This is a genomic window from Gracilibacillus phocaeensis (genome assembly GCF_900626275.1).
GTDB classification, from domain to species: Bacteria; Bacillota; Bacilli; order Bacillales; family Amphibacillaceae; genus Gracilibacillus; species Gracilibacillus timonensis.
Map to the genome: position 1 here is coordinate 408,163 of NZ_LR131142.1, position 19,296 is coordinate 427,458.

Genomic DNA, 19,296 nt, shown 5'->3' on the forward strand with positions numbered 1-19,296 from the left:
TTATATACTAACCTTTCAATGAACCAATCATCACCCCTTTTTCAAAATATTTTTGGATAAAAGGGAAGAAGATAAGCATAGGTAAGGATGATACAATGATGACGCCATATTTAATTAAATCCGCTTTTTGTTGCATATTTATGTCCCCTAAGCTCACCCCTTGTCCTCCACTGCTGAAGGCTTCATTCATAACTAAAATTTCTCTTAAGATAAGTTGCAGAGGAAACAATTGATCATTATTTAAATAAATAAGTGCCTTCATATACTCATTCCAATACTGCACACTGTAATACAACATCATGACAGCGATGATGGCTTTAGAGAGTGGAAGTACAATCTTAAGGAAAAATTGAAAATCGGAACAACCATCTAATTTGGAAGATTCGAGCAGCTCCTTTGGAATGGTAGTTTGGAAAAACACTCTAGTGATAATCAAATTAAAAACGTTTACAGAGAATGGTATAATCATTACCCATATGGTGTTCGTTAGTCCGAATTCCTTCACTGTTAAATAAGTCGGAATTAATCCACCGTTAAAGAACATTGTGAATACGAAGAAAAAAGTAAGAAATTTTCTTGCTGCAAAATCATTTCTAGAAAGCGCATAACCTGCAGGGATGGTGAAAAGTAAACTTGCTACTGTACCACCAATCGTGTAAATCAATGTATTGGAAATACCTCTCCAAATCCTTTGGTCTTGAAAAATTTCTTGATAGCCAATCATCGTTATATCTTTAGGGAAAAACCACACCTCTCCATTGGCTACGGAAGAGGGGTTACTTATGGAAGCAATAATAACGAAATACAAGGGATAAAGGATCAAAATCAGCATCACTGTACAGATGAATGCTAAAAATATTTTGAAGTACACATCACCTGAAGAATCCTTAATGGTATTATTCATTGGCAATCCTCCTTTACCATAGACTATTTTCACTCGTTTTCTTAGCTATTTGATTGACGATGAGTAAAATCAGAAAATTGATCATCGTATTAAAAAAACCAATGGCTGTAGAATAACTGATTTGATTCGATAAGATCCCGATTTTATAGACATACGTTTCAATCACTTCTGAGACGGGTAGATTCATATTGTTTTGCATAAGAAAGATTTTTTCAAAGCCAACTCCAAGCAAAGATCCTGCATTTAATATGAGAAGAATAATCATCGTCGGTATAAGATATGGTATATCGATATGAATCACCTGTTGTAAGCGACTGGCACCGTCCACTTTAGCAGCCTCATATAACTGTGGATTGATTCCCGATAGTGCAGCAATATAAATAATGCTATTCCATCCCGCATGTTGCCAAACCTCTGACATCACAAAAATAGAACGAAAATATTCGGTTTCTCCCATAAAATTAATCGGTTCGATACCAAACAGGGATAATAAATTGCCGACAATTCCAATGGAAGGGGATAAGAATACAATTAACATTCCCACAATCGCAATTACAGAGATGAAATGTGGAATATAAACAACAGTTTGCATCAAGTTTTTTCTTCTTGCATTTCTTATTTGATTAAAAATAAGAGCAATAAGGATAGGGACTGGAAAGCCTACTAATAAAGAATATAAGCTGATAAGAAATGTGTTTCTAATCAGATCCCAGAATTGATGAGATTGAAAGAAACGTTGAAAATATTCTAACCCAACAAATTCTCCACCTGTAAGTCCTCTTGCTGGATCGAAATCTCGAAATGCCAATTGGAGTCCATACATTGGTAAATAGTTAAATAATAAGACGATCACAAAGGCTGGAAGTACCATAAGATAGAGTTGATAATAAGTTTTAATATGTGTGCTCAGTTTGGGTATAACCCCGTCCTTGTTCGTGATTGCTCGTTGCTCCAAATTTATTCCTCCTCTCTCTTTATATAGTGCGTTTGCGCAAGTGAAGCACTGAAACCAATGTATAAGATAGTCAGCAAAATGTAAACGCTAACATTTTGCGTGGTATTCCTTTTTCGTCAATAGCAAAAAAAGAATAGTGGCATTTTTTGCATAGTTGCAGAGTCTTTTTATTTTAGAAGCGTGTGATATAATTTTTGAAAGCGCATTCATATTAAGGGGGCATATTAAATGGCTAAAATGGGAGGAAAAAGGGTATTATTCAATTTTCTCATTTCTTATATAGTGGTTTTCCTACTACCCGTTTTATTTCTTGTTTTTTTCTTTTATCCTAGAAGTACAGATATCATATATGACAATGCCGAAGAAAAAGCAGACTCTATTCTAAGACAAACGGCAAATCATGTGAACATGCAATTAATGAATGTTTGGTATTATCCAGAAGCAATTCGTAATAACCGCCATCTTCAGCTTCAAGTATTCGAAGAAATCAATTATTTTAATACGTACAAGATTGCACAAGAAATGCAAAATATGTTCGGTTACAATTCTTTTATTGAGAAGGCAGTGTTATTTAATACTAGGACAAAGATGTTTTATTCCTTTCCTGGGAGCTTTGTGTTGCAGGATTTCAATAATTATCAAAAGACGTTCTATTATTTGGATTGGGATCAGGAAGAGATGATGAAAGAAATAGAAGGGTTAGAGGAGGTAACCGTACGTCCGGCTAGTAGTATCGTTGATCGCAACCGAGGCACACATCCTTTTAAAGGTGTTACCATTATGATGCCGGTTCCTAGTCAGGGTGCGTTTTCTTACGGTGTTTTAATCTTAGTGGTTGCAGAGAGAAATTTTTCTCCTTATAGTGTAAAGCATCACTTTATTTCCTCTCAAATAGGGTTATCTTGTTCAAACTCCTCCAGGATAATTACTGTACTTTCCTGAAGTAATATGCTAAATTTTTTGCATATTATAAGGGGGAGTTTTTTAATGATTTTTTTACACGACTTTGGAATTGGGATAGAAGAATATGAGAAGAAAGGAAAAAAGAATAACTTTCCGTTATTTAAATGGTGCCCAAATTGCCAAGCAATTGCTTATGGAAACTTGCACAGACATGGTTATTATTGGAGATACGGAATAAACCAGGAAGAGGAACTACACATTCCTATATGTCGTTTCAGGTGTTTGGTTTGTCAAGTAACGATCTCTATTTTACCGAGTTTCTTAATTCCCTATTTTCAACATACATTGGATACCATGATGGAAAGATTAAGCAGTGTGCTTAAGGGAGAGAAAGTAAAAGGAAGTCGCCAGCAATTAGAACAACATCTGAAACGTTTTTATGAAAGCATCCATTGGACCCATAGCTTTTTTACAGACGCAGGATATCAATTGGGTTTCACGAAGGATATAAAAAAAGAAGCCCAAAAATACGTGACAATGATCCAAGATTTTGGCGAATCAACCTCCTTCTTCCGAAGGAGCTGGGGTCATTTATCATCCTATTTTATGGGCAAATTAATTCTACCATATTTACCACCAAAAAAGAATACTATTCATCCCACATAGACTTTTCCTAGCACTGATGGGAAGGACAAAGTAGAATAAAAGCAATGGATAACCGGTTATCCTTCTATAAAAAGGAGGAAAAGTTCATGAATGAAAAAACACGGGAAGAAATTGCTTTATTTCGTTATGGATTGATTGCCCCACTTTTGAATGGACAAGTAAAGCCAAAGGATTATTTGAAAGAAATGGAAGGGAAAATGCATACGATTCCTTATTATGGGGAACGAAAGGTTGCAGCCAAGACAATGCAAGAATGGCATCTGCATTACCGAAGGAATGGATTTGATGCATTAAAGCCTAAAAGGCGTTCTGATCGAGGGGGCGCCAGAAGATTATCTCCGGATGACAAAGATCATATACTAGAAACACGAAAAAAATTTCTCCATATGCCTGTTAGTGTTTTCTACGAACAACTAATAGGAAATGGAGAAATCAACAAAAATCAAATCTCTTACTCTACTATAAACCGATTACTAAAAAAACACAAGATGGCAGGAAGGAATTATATTCATTATCATCCAGAGAAAGAACGAAAACGCTTTGCGCATGATAAAGTCAATGTACTATGGCAGGCAGATTTATCACACGGCCCTTATGTCCCGGTTAATGGAAAAATGAAGAAAACGTTTCTTATTGCTTATATTGATGATTGTTCGAGATTGGTACCGTATGGACAATTTTTCTCTTCTGAGAAATTTGATGGTTTAAGAGAAGTGACCAAAGAGGCATTCATACGCAGAGGAAAGCCAAACATCATTTATGCAGATAATGGAAAGATCTATCGGTCAGAAACGCTACAGTATGCATGTGCCCAATTAGGAATTACCTTAGCTCATACGCAACCCTACGATCCTAAAAGCAAAGGGAAAATAGAAAGGTTATTTAAGACGATACAAACGCGTTTTTATCCACTACTTCAAACCAATCCAGCTACCTCTTTGGAGGAATTAAATGAGAGATTCTGGTGTTGGCTCGAAGAGGATTATCATCGGAGAGTACACGCTTCCTTAGAAGGAAAAACGCCACATGAAGTATTCCAATCGCAGCTAGATCGAATCAGCTTTTTAGAGGACCTCTCTATTTTAGAAACCATCTTTTTAAGACGGGTAGAGAGAAAAGTAAAGCAAGATGGAACGATTACATTGGACAAGCAGTTATATGAAGTTCCTTCGGAATATATTGGTCAGCGAATTGAAGTTCGTATGGATGAACAACATGTTTATGTATTTGAGGACGGAAAAAAGGCAGCTGAAGCCAGAGCGGTCACCATCCACGATAACGCCCATATCAAACGTGGACCATCGCCGTTTTCTCTCTCTGAAGCAAGGCAGGAGGAGGGAAAGGATCATGTATAAAACATACTATTCCTTAGCAAAGGAAGCCTTTACCAAGGAAGCAACAGCAACAAATGCCTTCCAATCGACGAGTTATCAAGAGGCAATGAATGGTCTTGGGTATTTACAAAAGTCTAAAGGAATTGGGTTGTTGATAGGTGACCCTGGTGCTGGGAAGACGTACACCTTACGAGCCTTTAAGAATTCACTTAACCCAGCCTTATACCATGTCGTCTATTTTCCGTTGTCCACCGGAGGGGTGATGGATTTCTACCGGGGGCTAGCATACGGACTAGGAGAAGAACCTAAGTTTCGTAAAGTAGATTTATTTCGTCAGATTCAACAAGGAATTGAACGGATGGAGCAGGAGCGTAAAATAACGCCCATATTTATTTTAGATGAAATGCATATGGCAAAAGATGCTTTTTTACAGGACTTAGCTATTCTTTTCAATTTCCAAATGGATTCGTCGAATCCATTTATTCTGATACTAGCTGGTCTGCCGCATTTGAAAACGCGGCTCCATTTGAATCACCATCGCCCGTTGGCTCAACGAATTATTATGAGATACCAATTCCAGCCATTGAATAAAGAAGACGTTACTGCTTATATGGAGCATCAGTTAAAACTGGCAGGGGCAAAGATGCCGATTTTTACAGAGACAGGTTTAGAAGCTATCGCTTTACGTTCGCAAGGATGGCCACGCATCATTAACACATTAGCTTCAAATTGTCTTCTGTATGGAGCGCAGTTAAAAAAACAACAAATTGATGAAGAGATTGTTCGTATGGCAACAGAGGAAAGTGGCCTATGATGCGGCAAGGAATCATGATATTTGATTTACAGGGATGGAAGATCTGGATTGGCCAGCAAGACTATGAAACATTTGAAGGAATGGCTTTTGAATTACGTATTCAAAAGCATTATTTCAAAGCATATTTAGGAAAAGAAGATCAAGAGTGGTATGTGATATTAGATGAAGATGTAGCATTTAATTTACGTGTATTCGAGGTTTACAAAGTTCGTATAGAATACATAGATATCACATCAGGAAATGCCTCTTAAAAGGGGCATTTTTTCTGGAATAGTATCTGAAATAATTTTACAAAGTTTTTTCAAATCGGAAATTAAATGAATAAACGAGCACATTACTCCAGATTTCTCCCTGATATAAAATGGAAAAGGATGTCTGAATTAATGTGGTAGTTTACACTTATAGTAATCGAACCAATGAACTAAATCATAATCTCGTTGTCATAGATCAGCAAAATAGGATCATAGCACAACCTAATAATCAGTTGGAACTGGATGGCGATGTATTGATGGAGAATTTCACAGAAGATAGCCCCTCCTCTAGTCAGATTACAATAGATGACCAGACTTATATGATCAATTTAGAGCAATCTAACACGTATGGATTAAAGTTCGTTAATTTAACACCAATCGATGAGATTCTCTCGGAAATTACGCAGCTTAAGGTTAAAACATTACTACTTGTAGGGCTCATTTTTCTCATTGAAGTGGGTCTAATCATCCTATTGATACGTGTCAACTACCATCCTATTAAGAAGTTGAGACAAAGTGCTCTTCATTCTGTTGAAGAGGAGCTGTTTAGCGATTTAACCGAATATGAGGTTGTATCGTATGCATTTGATAACTTACAGAAACGGAATAAGGAGCTAGTAAGTAAGGAAATGTTAAATAAAAATATATCCCAGGAGTACTTTTTTATTCAGCATCTAAATAAAACGGTAGAAAGTAATGAAAGTATCATTCAACATGCTGCTGAGCAAGGTATTCAATTAGGGGATAAGGTATGTTGTATCACTTTTTTTTCTATGAATCGCAATATTATTGAGTTACTTTCCTTGTTAGAAGAAATTATGGCACAAAGTCATGATGATCAGCTTATCTTTTCCTATCGGGTGAAGGGAGTTCGACACGAGGATTTTATTCTTGTTCTATCCTTTACACAAGAAGACCAAATCAAACCATTTATTTATCGAATACACGAAATGAAAAAGGATGTAAATATTGGAATTGGTACAGTTGAAGAGATGAGGTTGTTAAGTTACAGTTATACGCATAGCTTAGCAGCATTAGAAGTGGCTACTCTGCACCACGATATACACATTATGAGTTATTATGACATAGATGTAAAAAATGCCAATGAAATTAGTAAATTATTTGAGATTATTAATCTCATTGAATTATCTATCACAAGAAAAGATGATGCTCAACTGCGTTTACAGTTGAATAACCTAATAAGTCTGATGAAAAACGATATAAGCAGGATATTCATTTTAAATATTATTTTTACAAATACGTACAATGTCTTAGTAAAGGCTTTAAATAAATTTGGCAGTAAGGAAGAGTATTGCTATGTAGTGCCGGAAAAAGACTTGAATATCAAAGAATTAGAAGATCGGCTTTTGGAAAAAGGGGAACAGGTTATAGAATACATTATGAAGGAAGGTTCAAAGACTACCAAAGTGGAAATTGCTCTAATTTTACAATTTATTGATACGCATTATATGGATGAAACCATCTCATTACAGTTATTAGCTGATGAATTTAATATGTCTTATTCTAATTTGAGCCGTTTTTTCAAAAAGCAAGTAGGGAAAAGTTTTGTATCATATATAGAAAATATTAGGATGACAGAAGCAAAACGATTATTAAGAGAAAGTGAACAAGCCATTCAGGTAATCGCAAGGCAAGTAGGTTATAGTAATGCAAATAGTTTTACACGCCTATTTAAGAAAACAGAAGGGATAACGCCTGGTATGTATCGAAATTTGTATAATGAAAAGAAGGGTGGGGGATTAGGGTGAGTGATGAAAGAGTATAAGGTGTTGATAGAAGAAGATTTATCGTAATCGATGAAATAGACTCGGGAAAACGCACTATTAAGCAGATATCCTAGAGTATATTTCATGCTACTATATTGATATAATATGCGTAAAGCATGTCATAATTGTGGTAACAGAATCTTTCTGCAAGGAGATAAACGCATGGACAATACAACAGAACCCATCCAAATTACATATAGAAACACTTCTTTGGCTCTTTATACAGATAAAGTATTCCAACACTCCCATCTCCGGTATGAAATTTACTATTTTCATGAAGGAGATTGTAAATATGTGATTAATGATGATGTGATGGAATTAGAGAAGAATGACATCATTATTATGAATGGTTCGACTTTGCATGGTCCATACCCAAAACAGGGTATCTCCTATGTGCGAAGTGTGATCGAATTTTCTGCCGAATGGATAGATCCGATCCTTCAGCAATTGCATGTACCGATGCTTTTAGAACCTTTTGAAAAACTACATCATTTTTTGTTGCGAGGTGTGGATCAGGCCACTCTTGATAAAATAGTGTCGATAATGAAAGAATTGGATGTCCAAAAGAGATATTTGAATGGTTCCACTTTATCTGAGACGGAGCGGAATTTGTTGAAAGGGCAAATGATCCATCGCTTTATTGGGCTATTGTTTATTATTTATGAACTTAGCTATCAGAAGCTTCAACATACCCCGATTGCAGATGATGAAAAGACTCGCCATGTCAACCGTTTAATTGCTTGGGTGGATCAGAATTTTCAGCGTACGATCACCTTAAATGAGATAGCAGATACCTTGCATTTAAGTAAATATTATGTGTCTAGAATCTTTAAAGATATTACTGGCCAAACGATTATGCAATATTTAATGAATAGAAGATTAACGCGAGCGAAGTATCTGCTAGAAATATATCCAGATAAGCCGATGATGGATATTTCAATGGAATCGGGGTTTGAAAGCCCGTCTCATTTTAGTCGGAAGTTTAAAACGAAATATCAGATCAGCCCCACAGCGTATCGGAATAGGAGATTGTTAGAGTGAATGGTAGTGGTAGATAAAGGGCTTGTATTTATGGTTTAGATGAGTCGATGTTAAGAAAAATGCAAAATTCACTGTATTGATTTATATACTGCTGTTTACTATTTATTACCGGCCAAGCAAAAGTTTCATCCAAAAAAATAACCCTTTCTAGCGAATGATAGATTCGTAAAACAATATTTCTAAAGAAGCTACGGTTCGCCGAAAGGGTTACAATGAAAATATTTCACCTATAGAACGTGTTTATTTACTAATATCAACTATGAACTATTAACAAAGTTTCTCTTGGATAAGTTACTTGTTTTCCACAACAATATCTGTTTTTTTATAGATTCTGAAACCTCATTTACCTCCCATAGCACTTGTAATATCCAGAATTTCCAATTGGCGTTCTTGATCGTATCTAAGCTGTACAGAGTGAATATCAGCAATCACTGATTCATTTAATTTCCATAAAGGAATGAACACATCGCTCGTCTTATCGTATAGAAGGTCATACGTGTGATAAGAAGCAGATTCATTTTTTCCATTTATAAATTCTACAGTAAAACCATCTGTTGTAATGGGATCATACACTTTTATGACGAGATAATTGTACTTAGTAAGATCTATCTCATTTTCAAATAAAATTTCTGTATTTCCCGGCGATAGATTTTGAGTTTGTGTTGTTAACGGTATTTCAAATTGATCGGATTCATATTTTCCGATTCCATTTGTCTGTTCCATGAATCGCTTATGATCCTTTACAAACTCATAATATAATGGCTTTTTAGTTTCTCTGTCCATATGATACATACCCATTGTTTGATAGAACTGATTATGATTTACGTACCAGTCAAAAGCAGTCCAATAATCAATACCGGAAATAAAGCCGTTTTTATTTATAAAGCCTTCTGGAGTAACGGTTGCTTTTTCTATTAAGGCAGCTTGAACATCTTCATATATCTTTACTTGCTTTTCTAGAAAACTCTTATCTGCATTACTCCATATTCCATATTCCGTGTTAATAATTGGTTTGTCTGGCCATTGTTGGTGGGCTTGTTCGATAAAATCTCTAGTGCCTTCATATGGTGTACTACCATGGAAAATACCAAAGTACATGGTCCATCCTGCCACATCTAATGGCTCCATTGATTCGTCATAGTATCCTGGTTGATCAGCAGCAGCACTTTGTGTAATTAAACGCTGATCATTATAAGAATTTCTAAGTTCGCGGACCAAATTTTCATTGTATTTTTTTCGTAATGTAACGTCTGTTGATTCATTTTGCGTACTCCACATGATAATAGATGGGCGATTAAAATTAGAAAATACCATCTCACGCCACATTTGATAAGTAATTTTTCTTTCTTCTTGAATCTGATAGTGATGTGTTTCAAATTGCCATAGCGGTATTTCACTCATAGATGTTAAACCAAGTCGATCTAACATAATGAACGTATAAATATGGTTAGGATAATGTGCGGTTCTCACCATATTAACAGATAATTCATGGATCTTTAAAAAATCACTTTTAATTCTATCCCAAGAGGCTGTACGACCATAGCTCGGCCATTCCTCATGTCTAGCAACACCTGCAAGAAAGATCGGCTCTTCATTTAGGCATATAGTAGATTGATTAGTAGTAACGGATCGCAATCCAAATTGTGTATAAAAAGAATCTATTACTTTATTATTATCATAAAGTAAAGCTTTGAATACGTATAAATGCGGTTCTCTAATACTCCAAAACATTGGATTCTGTATTTTTACTTTATACGTTAAAACTTGGGACTCTTGCGCGGCAAGTGAAATAGATTGGTCTTTTAATCCTTTTACATCCATTTGTTGTTGGCATATACTTTTGGCATTAGGATGTACAAGCCAATTTTCGTTAGTGAAATCCGTATTATGAATAGCGCTTGCTATTGTCACAGCTTTAGCTGTATTTGTTCTGTTTTCTAATACCATGGAAATATTGATATCCCCTGAATTATTTATGGGTACAATATCAACCCTGGCAATTTGTACACTATCTGTTCGTTCTAAAAAAATGTCCTGGATGATTCCTGTGTAATTAAAGAAATCGTTATTGACAGCTGGAACAATATCATCACGCGAAGTCCAAGGTGGATTGTCAATCCTAATAGCTATTAGATTGTCACCACTTTTGATGAATGGAGTAACATCAAAAGCAAAAGGGGTGTATCCACCTTCATGATAACCAATATACTCTCCATTGATCCAGAAGTCCCCTATGTAAGATAAACCTAAACATTTAAGTGTAACAACCTTCTTTTCCCATTTCTGATCCAGTACAAATTTCTTTCGATACCAAACACCATCTTCATAAGTTTCTGCACCGTTTACTTCTTCTTCACCTGTTAACTTATTCTCTGGTAATGGAATAGAATGGGTTTCCCAATGGCTATCATCAAATTCATGCTTTATTATACTCTTTGCTTCTTTTTCTGTTTTTTCAATCCAATCGATATCTCGATTCATCATCGTCCAGTTATGATCTGCCTCAAAACGTTGCTTTTTCCATGGTCCTGAAAGGGATTGGATAAATCGTTCCTGTGGTTCAAATGACGGATAAGGTATCCCATTTTGAAATGGAATGGATTGATTATTAAGTTTATTAAGTGTGAATGAAGATTTTAACGTACTTGTTTTCACTTGTTGCACATGAATTCACCCCGACTTGTAGTTTATGATGTAAATGGGTTTGTAGGAATCAAGGAATAACACCATATTCCTTGATTCCATGTGAAGAACTATTTTAAATTTAATTTCTCCATATTCTCTTTCATTTTTTCATTTCTAATTTCTACAATAGATTCAAAGTTATTTTGATCTAAGAATTGTTCATAACTCTCAATTGTTTGGTCAAATTCATCTTCATTTTTAGCGGTTAGCAATTTTGCAAGGGTCGTAGCCCATGTTGAATTAATATTTACTAGACTACGAGCTTCACCTGTTCCTTGGTCAGGGTCAATATTGGAAATCAGAAAAAATTCTGGTGATAAATAATCTTGAGCCCATTCCCTGATTTGTACAACAGATTCTGGTGGATCGTTCTCCCCGTGTTCAAGTTCAAAGCTATCATGTCCAAAGAACCAAAATTCACCCAAACGATATTCTTCCTTAAATTGTTCTGGATTGTCATTTCTCATAGCTTCGACTTCAGAAAGTAAGACGGCATTCCCGTTTTCATTAAACTCATAAGTTTCGCCTTCGACTCCAAATGTGGTTAAATATTGACCTCTTTCACTTAGTAAATAAGTAAATAGTTGAATTGCCTTCGCTGGATCTTTGACATCTTTAGAAATGTAAGTCACCGTCCAGCCAGAAGGTCCAGCTTGCTCAAACATTGGGTCTCTTCCTATACTTGGTCCATCCACTGCAATGTATTTTTGATCTGGATTTGCTTCCAGATTCCGTTGTAAAAATCCAGATAACTGCGCAATACCCCCTGTTAAAACAGTAGCGTAATTTCCGCTTGCAATATTTTCCTCGAATATCGTATTATCATCAGAAAAATTGTCTTCACTAATATAACCTAATTTAAATGCTTCATTGAAAGTTTTGATCCATCCTAAATAGTCTTCATTTAAATTACGTTGGTACCATTCTCCATTCTCTGTTCTAACTGGAATGCCTAAATAGTTTTGTAGTGTTACTCCTAAAGAACCTGCATCTTCATCGTTCGCAAAACCTTTGAATGCAAAAGGAGTTACTTCTGGAAATTGTTCTTTAATATCTTCTAATGCAGACAACAATCCATCAGGTGTGGACATATCTGGTTCGCCAATTGCTTCATATATGTCTTGTCTAATCAGAAATCCGTCGTTGCCATGAACAAGTCCTTTTTCATAGTGTTCTTCGGTATTTGAAAAACTTGGATAACCATATGACTTACCTTCACTTAACTGATACCAATCCAATGTTTGTTCCTGTGCCACTTGGTAAAAGTAAGGATCATATTTATCTGCTAATTCTTGTAATGGTAATGCCCAGGATTCAGCTTTTTTTGCGGTATCTGATTGTCCATCAAATAATGTAATAATATCTGGAATATTTCCACTGGAAAAGTGGGTGTTTAATTTTTCATCGTCACCTTTCATAAATTCTATATCTACATTTAGATCTTCCTGTAATGTCCGAGTAATCGGATCATTTCCATAATCGGTATTAAACCAGTCTGCGTTTACATACCAAGTTAATTCTGTACTTTCTTCGGTGTCCAGTTCCCATGCAGGTGTATTCTCATCAATCTCATATCTTGCCTCTTCAAGCTCTGTGTTTTCACTTGAATTTGCGTCATTTGAACACCCTGTTAGTACAATAATAAATAGAATAAGAATAGTGAATACAGGTTTTGATAGCATCCAATTTAACTTTTTTCCCACGATATTGCCTCCCTATTTTTTGTTTTAAAAGTCATTTGCCGCAACAAGTTTATACCTACTATTTCAGAACTTGTTTTATCACCTCCGAACAAAATGCAGTCTATTTTTACTCCTTCACAGCACCAACCATAATGCCTGACATAAAGTACTTTTGGAGGAATGGATATACTAAAACAATTGGTACAGTTGCAATAACAATGGTAGCTAATTGAACTGATTGTGAAGTCGTTGGTACAACCACAGAAGTAGTGATATCTTGCATATTGGCAGCTTCTTGTTGAACGATGATTTCATATAGTTTCATTTGAATAGGATACAAGGCTTCGTTATTTATATAGAGATTCGCAGTCATATAATCATTCCATTGAAATACGCCATTAAATAAAGCAATAGTAGCAAGAACTGGTGTAGACAATGGAAGAATAATTCGCATAAATATTTTAAATATGCCCGCGCCATCAATTTTTGCTGATTCTTCTAAAGATTTAGGTATCTCACGAAAAAAGTTCATCATGATAATCATATCGTAGTAACTAAACAACGAAGGTAAAATGTAAACCCAAAAGCTATCTAATAAACCTAATCCCCTCATTAATAGGTAGGTGGGAATGATTCCGCCACTGAAGAAAAGGGTTCCTATACCCAGTGCCGTATATATATTTCTTCCAAAAATATGACTTTTACTCATTCCATACGCCACCATTGCTGTGAAAAATACGTGAGTCACAACACCGATCACGGTTTTCAGAACGGATATGATAAAAGCATTCCAAATGGTTGCGTCATTGAAGACGAGTTTGTAACTGTCCAGCGTAAATTCCTTTGGCCAAAGTCTTAATCCGAAATTTGCGAGTGAATCCACGCTACTGAATGACTGCACAACAATGTTCCAAATGGGATAAAATATAATAATAGTGAATATCGATAAAAATGTTACATTTACGATATTGAAAATTTTATCTTCTACAATTTCTTTCTTCTTGCTTTTAGCCACAACAACACCCCCTCTTAATTAAAATACAGATTTATTATCATTAAGCTTCTTAGTCACTTTATGTGTTATAATCACTAGAATTAATGCTACTATGGAAGTAGCAAATCCAACTGCAGTTGCGTATGAAAAATCCCCTTGTGCTAAACCAATTTTAAACACGTAGGAATCGATTACCTCAGCTTTAGATGCGTTTAACGGATTAATTAATACTAACGTTTGGTCCAAGTTTGCACCTAAGATCCCACCAACAGCTAATATAAATAATAAAACGATCATAAATCTCATTAATGGTAAGGTAATATGCCAAATTTGTTGTAGTTTGGAAGCACCATCCATTTTTGCTGCTTCATAATAAGTTGGATCGATACCAGCCATGGTAGCTAAATAAAGGATAGTACCCCAACCGACGCTTTTCCATACTTCAGAGAGTGAAGCAATCATCCAATAATTATCAGCATTTACTAAGAAATTACGTGGTTGATCGATGAACCCTATGTTCACTAAAAGCGTACTTAGCATTCCCGTTGTTGACAACCAACTAATAAGCATTCCACCAAGCACAACCCATGATAAGAAGTGTGGCAAATATGAAATAGTTTGAACTAATTTCTTGAATTTCCCGTTTTTTACTTCGAAAATCATAATGGCTAATATAATGGGTGATACAAATCCAAATAGTAATTTTAAAAAGCTAATAGCTAATGTATTAACAACAGCTTCCCAAAAAAATTGATCGGTAAATGCTATTCTGAAGTTTTCTAATCCTACCCAAGCTGCAGAAGATATGGTGTCCGTTACAGAAAAACTTTTAAATGCTATAATCAATCCATATATTGGTATGTATCCAAAAATGATCATAAAAATGACACCTGGTAATATCATCAACTGTAGCGGGAGTTGACTTCTTAGTCTTGAAGCAAATGATTTATTGTTCATAATAGACCTCCTTGTAAAAATAAAAACGTTTTTATTTTAATTTATATGTAATCACGCGTACAAACGCGTGTTGATTATTTTTTGAAAGGGTTTACATAAAAAGTTCTATTTGGTTAGTTGACGCTCAATGAGATAAAATTTTGCAAGGTTCATAAGTTTTGTATTAAGATTTTGGTTTTGTAATGGGTTAAGGACAGAATATTCGTACAAAAAAGAGATGTTTTGTTAAGGTTTCCATTTTTAATGTTAACGTTGTTTCTAAAGTACGAGATAGCATATTTAAGAAATAAGGTTTGTAGGGAGGCTTAGCTTTATCTTTATAGAGCTCTTAACTTTCTTAAAATGGTCGCTAAAGGTGTTTATTGTGCGCATTGCTTTGCATTAATTCACCTGTTTTTCTTATTATTAGCTATACATGAGTCTCTGATGATCATTTCACCTTTGAGCTTATCTAAGTTACCACCTTCATTGTTGAAGATAATGTCTAACAATCGATCTACTGCTAATACACCTTGTTTTATAATAGGGTTTCTAACGGTTGTAATTTTAGGCTGGAAATAGGAGCTGATCTCAATATCATCAAAACCGATTACGGAGATATCATCTGGTATTGAGTAACCTTCTGCAGCAAAGGCCTTAATACATCCTATTGCACTCAGGTCATTTGCCGCTATAAATGCATCAGGTAGCTCATAACCACTATGAATGAATTTTCTAACCGCATGATAAGCTGTATCTTCCTCAAAATCTCCAAAGAGAGAAATGTTCTCATCATATACAAGGCTTTTTTCATTTAATGCATCTCTATATCCTCTAAATCGCTCTTTATCATCATATAGTTCTATCACGCCATGAATAAATCCGATTTTTTTATGACCTTGATCAGCTAAGTATTGTGTTACCATTTGTCCGCCTTCGTATGAGGCAAAGATAACACTTGATATATGTTTGCCCGTTTTTTCCCTATCCAAAAAAATAATCGGAATATTTGATTTTTCTAGTAACTGTAGACTTTCAGCAGAAAGCCATTCGTTAAAAATAATGGCACCATCGAAACTTCTACCTAAAACACTGTTAATGGTTGCCTTTTCATTTTTTGTAATAAAAACATTTAAATCATACCCATTTTTTTCACATTCATTAGCAATTGCATCAATAAGCATTCCGTAGTAGGGGCCTTTTGTACTTCGGATAAATAACCCTAATATTTTTGTTGCGTTAGACTTTAAATATTTGCCATGAAAGTTCGGGATATAATTTAATTCTTCGGCAACTTTTAATATGTGCTGTTTGGTATTGGGTTTTAGGACGTCTACACCATTTAATGCATTAGATACGGTAGAGATGGAAACATTAGCTTTTCTAGCGACATCCTTTATTGTTACCTTCTTAATGATGATCACCCACTTAAAATAAAAACGTTTTTATTAATGTTTAAAATTTACCATCATTCTTATTAGATGTCAATACATAATTTGAGAAGGCCATTTATGTTTCTTGCTCGGTTATTTTTGTTTGACTTTTGTAATACAAATAAAAAGAACAAAATGCGATAAGCGTACCGGTGCCCAAAAAGATAAGAACAATATAGACTTGAAAGCTTATATATATAATAACTACACTACTTGCAGCAATGCCAATTGTATAAACGGGATTGCCAATGGAAAGTAAAAATGAATTTTTTAATGAAGTAAAGAATTTTAAATCAAAATGAACAGTATTTGAGAAATAGTGCATAATGAAAACAAATAGAAACATTCCAATAAATAGAAATGCATACAATAATGGTGAGTTAGCATTTATAAAGTAAAAATAATCTATAATCAAAATGGATACAAGAGGAACAATGATCAAACCGCCAACTAAGCTTCTTAGGTAGTTTTCTTTGTAATATTTCCAAAAGGAACGTAACATTGGGATTTCAGAGTTACCAATAATCCATTGCCTAACAACCCCAAACAATGCCGTTGATGCTGGAAATAATGTAAAAGGGGCCAAAAGAGCAATAGTGATAACATTAACCATCAGTTGGTCCGTTGTTTCAACGGCTAAAACATTTAGCGATAAGTATACTACTGGTAAACTAAACAATAACCATAGTATGTTTGTTACGACAAATTTAGTAATCCATACAGAAAGATTAAAAATTCCTCTCATAAAGCTGCTTGTTCCCATATACCAATCTCCTTCTTTCTTTATTTGTTCGCGTGAATTTCTATTATTCCAGTCAATATTTTGTCATAAATCAGCTTTAAACTCTCTATATTGCTGAGAATATCACGCTAGTATTTTGCATGATCATCCACATGAATCGTGTTTCATTGAAATTACTTTTGGAAATGAGATCCTATCTAATATGATTGGAGACATTGTGGCGACTGTTTATAAATTGAAACTTTAACATGAGATTCAAATAAAATCAAATTAAAATAATAAATTTTTATGCTTTAACAAAAAGCATGATGGATCTTATGTATTACATAAGATTGAAGGTTTTTTAGAAAGTATATAACAAAAACCCTAACGTATTTTTCATCTAAATACGTTAGATTTTGACAAGTCTGCTCTAAAAATGGATCTTTTGAAACATATCTTTACTATAGTCCTTTATGTCTATTATTGTCACTATATTATATTTATTTTTCACCGTGGTAAAGTAGCTTTCGATGGCTTCTTAGGGAATAATATGATTCGAAGGGTGTCGTCTTCTAGCTCTGTTCTTTCCTGTCTTCATAGGAGTTCATAATGAGTCATTTCTTCTCGCGCTTTGCCACTGTAAAACCCATGGCCGCCGATTAGCTTAACACTATTTTATAAGCATCGCTTTCATTTTGTGTAATCCCAACTTGACAGATGTCTCTACATAACCAATGATCTGATTAAATGTAAATACATGAAGTTGTTCAATTATGACGTTCTTATCGTATTCCATATCACCTAGTACAACCGGAAGGAATTTTTCAACATCTGCACCTTTCACTTCTTCTAAATCCAAAACGGTGGGGAAATGACAAAGTTGTTTTTTAATTCATCTGTAAATCCGTAGTATTCTAATAATTTGCCGTTAAGTAATCGGAAGTCATGATGGTAACAAATTTATGATGAAGGAAGGATATGGTATACTAATGTTAACCGCAGTAAAAGAAGATACCAATCAATATCGCACGACGCATCCGGATTATGATGGCTTATGGAAAAAGATAATTGAAGAACTCTTTCAAGAATTCATGGACTTTTTCGCACCTGATTTATACCCGGAAATTGATTTTGAAGCAGGGATCGACTTTGCAGGCACGGAACTTCTTCCCTTCATTTTGGATACCGCAATGGGGAAAAGATATACTGATAAGTTAGCCAAAGTGAAATTAAAGAACGGGAAAAATCAATATGTCCATGTCCATATTGAAGTGCAGGCCGTTGGGGATAAAGAATTTACGGATCGCATGTTTGAATATTTTTACCGCATTTACGAAAACAATCAACACGATATATACTCTATTGCTTTATTAACGGATGCGAGCAGAGAAGACCACAGAGATCGATTTAAGTATTCTTTTTATGGTACCACCTTAACTTATGAATACAACACCTATCGATTTCATGAACAAAATGTGGAAGAACTAAAAAAATCGTCAAACCCCTTTGCTTTAGTGGTGCTTGCAGGCATCTACGCAAGTGAAAAAATCACCGTGACAGATAAGAAAAAGAAGAGCGAGAGGCAGAAACAGAAGGAAAGAGAGGAAGCCAGGTTACGTTATAAACAGAAGCTGACCAATCTGGTATTTGACAAATACGCACACCGTCCCAAGTATCTTTCCGCATTATTGTATTTTATCGATTATATCATGAAACTCCCAGCAGCATTACAGAAACAATTTTACGAGTCGTTGTCCATCACACTCACACAAAATAAGAAGGAGGAGAAAAGAATCATGGGAATGGAAGATCTCAGAAATACCCCGACATTTGGCAGACTGATTAGCGACATTGAGAAAGAAGCAACAGAAAAAGGTATGGAGCGTGGCATGAAACAAGGTATCGAACAAGGTATCGAGCAAGGTATGAGTAAGGGAAGAGAAAAAGGCATAGAAGAAGCAGGACGGAATTTTGCTAAGAAGCTTTTAGCTAGGGATTATTCGGATGAAGAGATAGTGCAATTAACGAGTCTTGAACTGGGTGAAGTAACGAAGCTTCGGAGATCATTGGAACATTAATATACGAACGAAACAAGTGGATCGCTTGTTTCGTTCTCTTTTTTTGAGATTGATTTGGCAGCAATGATGGTAGCGGAATAATCTTCATGTTGAAAACATCAATCTTCCC

General features: G+C 35.1%; 17 protein-coding genes. 8 read left to right on the forward strand and 9 right to left on the reverse strand.

Annotated elements, in window-relative coordinates:
• Positions 1-7 precede the first annotated feature (7 nt).
• Positions 8-904: a carbohydrate ABC transporter permease gene (locus E0E32_RS04030; RefSeq protein WP_130859049.1), complete on the reverse strand. Its 897-nt coding sequence runs from the start codon at positions 902-904 to the stop codon at positions 8-10.
• A 13-nt stretch (positions 905-917) separates the two neighbouring features.
• Positions 918-1,775, reverse strand: coding sequence for an ABC transporter permease (locus E0E32_RS04035; protein WP_130859101.1), 858 nt, complete (start codon positions 1,773-1,775; stop codon positions 918-920).
• A 312-nt stretch (positions 1,776-2,087) separates the two neighbouring features.
• Between E0E32_RS04035 and E0E32_RS04040 the strand changes: the two genes are divergently transcribed.
• The 7 genes from E0E32_RS04040 to E0E32_RS04070 all read left to right on the forward strand — a co-directional run bounded on the left by E0E32_RS04040 (position 2,088) and on the right by E0E32_RS04070 (position 8,655).
• Positions 2,088-2,801: a hypothetical protein gene (locus E0E32_RS04040; protein WP_130859050.1), complete on the forward strand. Its 714-nt coding sequence runs from the start codon at positions 2,088-2,090 to the stop codon at positions 2,799-2,801.
• A gap of 45 nt (positions 2,802-2,846) precedes the next feature.
• Entirely contained in the window at positions 2,847-3,428 is a 582-nt protein-coding gene (locus tag E0E32_RS04045) for a DUF6431 domain-containing protein (RefSeq protein ID WP_066189519.1), read from the forward strand.
• Between the two features lie 86 nt (positions 3,429-3,514).
• A complete protein-coding gene (locus E0E32_RS04050) occupies positions 3,515-4,783 on the forward strand; it encodes a TnsB C-terminal domain-containing protein (RefSeq protein WP_066189521.1) in 1,269 nt (422 codons plus the stop codon).
• The gene (locus E0E32_RS04055; RefSeq protein ID WP_066189525.1) at positions 4,776-5,576 is read left to right on the forward strand and encodes an ExeA family protein; all 801 of its coding nucleotides are present in this window, start codon (positions 4,776-4,778) and stop codon (positions 5,574-5,576) included. The genes E0E32_RS04050 and E0E32_RS04055 overlap by 8 nt, the downstream gene beginning before the upstream one ends.
• Entirely contained in the window at positions 5,573-5,827 is a 255-nt protein-coding gene (locus tag E0E32_RS04060; protein WP_066189527.1) for a DUF5348 domain-containing protein, read from the forward strand. Before E0E32_RS04055 ends, E0E32_RS04060 begins: the two co-directional genes overlap by 4 nt.
• A 134-nt stretch (positions 5,828-5,961) precedes the next feature.
• Positions 5,962-7,596 carry a helix-turn-helix transcriptional regulator gene (locus E0E32_RS04065; protein ID WP_130859051.1) on the forward strand — a complete coding sequence of 545 codons (1,635 nt, stop codon included), beginning with the start codon at positions 5,962-5,964 and terminating at the stop codon, positions 7,594-7,596.
• A gap of 180 nt (positions 7,597-7,776) precedes the next feature.
• Positions 7,777-8,655, forward strand: a complete 879-nt coding sequence (locus E0E32_RS04070; RefSeq protein WP_066196040.1) for an AraC family transcriptional regulator — start codon at positions 7,777-7,779, stop codon at positions 8,653-8,655.
• A 339-nt stretch (positions 8,656-8,994) separates the two neighbouring features.
• Here E0E32_RS04070 and E0E32_RS04075 read toward each other — a convergent pair whose 3' ends face one another.
• The 7 genes from E0E32_RS04075 to E0E32_RS22025 all read right to left on the reverse strand — a co-directional run bounded on the left by E0E32_RS04075 (position 8,995) and on the right by E0E32_RS22025 (position 17,968).
• Positions 8,995-11,319, reverse strand: coding sequence for a glycoside hydrolase family 2 protein (locus tag E0E32_RS04075; RefSeq protein WP_286171706.1), 2,325 nt, complete (start codon positions 11,317-11,319; stop codon positions 8,995-8,997).
• 89 nt (positions 11,320-11,408) lie between these two features.
• Positions 11,409-13,043: an extracellular solute-binding protein gene (locus E0E32_RS04080; protein WP_207302265.1), complete on the reverse strand. Its 1,635-nt coding sequence runs from the start codon at positions 13,041-13,043 to the stop codon at positions 11,409-11,411.
• Positions 13,044-13,149: 106 nt separating this feature from the next.
• Positions 13,150-14,037 (reverse strand): carbohydrate ABC transporter permease, encoded by an 888-nt coding sequence (locus tag E0E32_RS04085; protein ID WP_130859053.1) that lies wholly within the window; start codon positions 14,035-14,037, stop codon positions 13,150-13,152.
• A gap of 18 nt (positions 14,038-14,055) precedes the next feature.
• Positions 14,056-14,973, reverse strand: coding sequence for an ABC transporter permease (locus E0E32_RS04090; protein ID WP_130859054.1), 918 nt, complete (start codon positions 14,971-14,973; stop codon positions 14,056-14,058).
• Between the two features lie 386 nt (positions 14,974-15,359).
• Entirely contained in the window at positions 15,360-16,376 is a 1,017-nt protein-coding gene (locus E0E32_RS04095; RefSeq protein ID WP_286171707.1) for a LacI family DNA-binding transcriptional regulator, read from the reverse strand.
• Positions 16,377-16,461: 85 nt separating this feature from the next.
• Complete coding sequence (locus tag E0E32_RS04100) at positions 16,462-17,148, reverse strand: YesL family protein (RefSeq protein ID WP_130859055.1); 687 nt, start codon at positions 17,146-17,148, stop codon at positions 16,462-16,464.
• Positions 17,149-17,779: 631 nt separating this feature from the next.
• Positions 17,780-17,968 carry a hypothetical protein gene (locus tag E0E32_RS22025; RefSeq protein ID WP_165444951.1) on the reverse strand — a complete coding sequence of 63 codons (189 nt, stop codon included), beginning with the start codon at positions 17,966-17,968 and terminating at the stop codon, positions 17,780-17,782.
• A 103-nt stretch (positions 17,969-18,071) separates the two neighbouring features.
• On the opposite strand from E0E32_RS22025, the gene E0E32_RS04105 reads away from it, so the two are divergent.
• Positions 18,072-19,187: an Rpn family recombination-promoting nuclease/putative transposase gene (locus E0E32_RS04105; RefSeq protein WP_130859056.1), complete on the forward strand. Its 1,116-nt coding sequence runs from the start codon at positions 18,072-18,074 to the stop codon at positions 19,185-19,187.
• Positions 19,188-19,296: the final 109 nt, after the last annotated feature.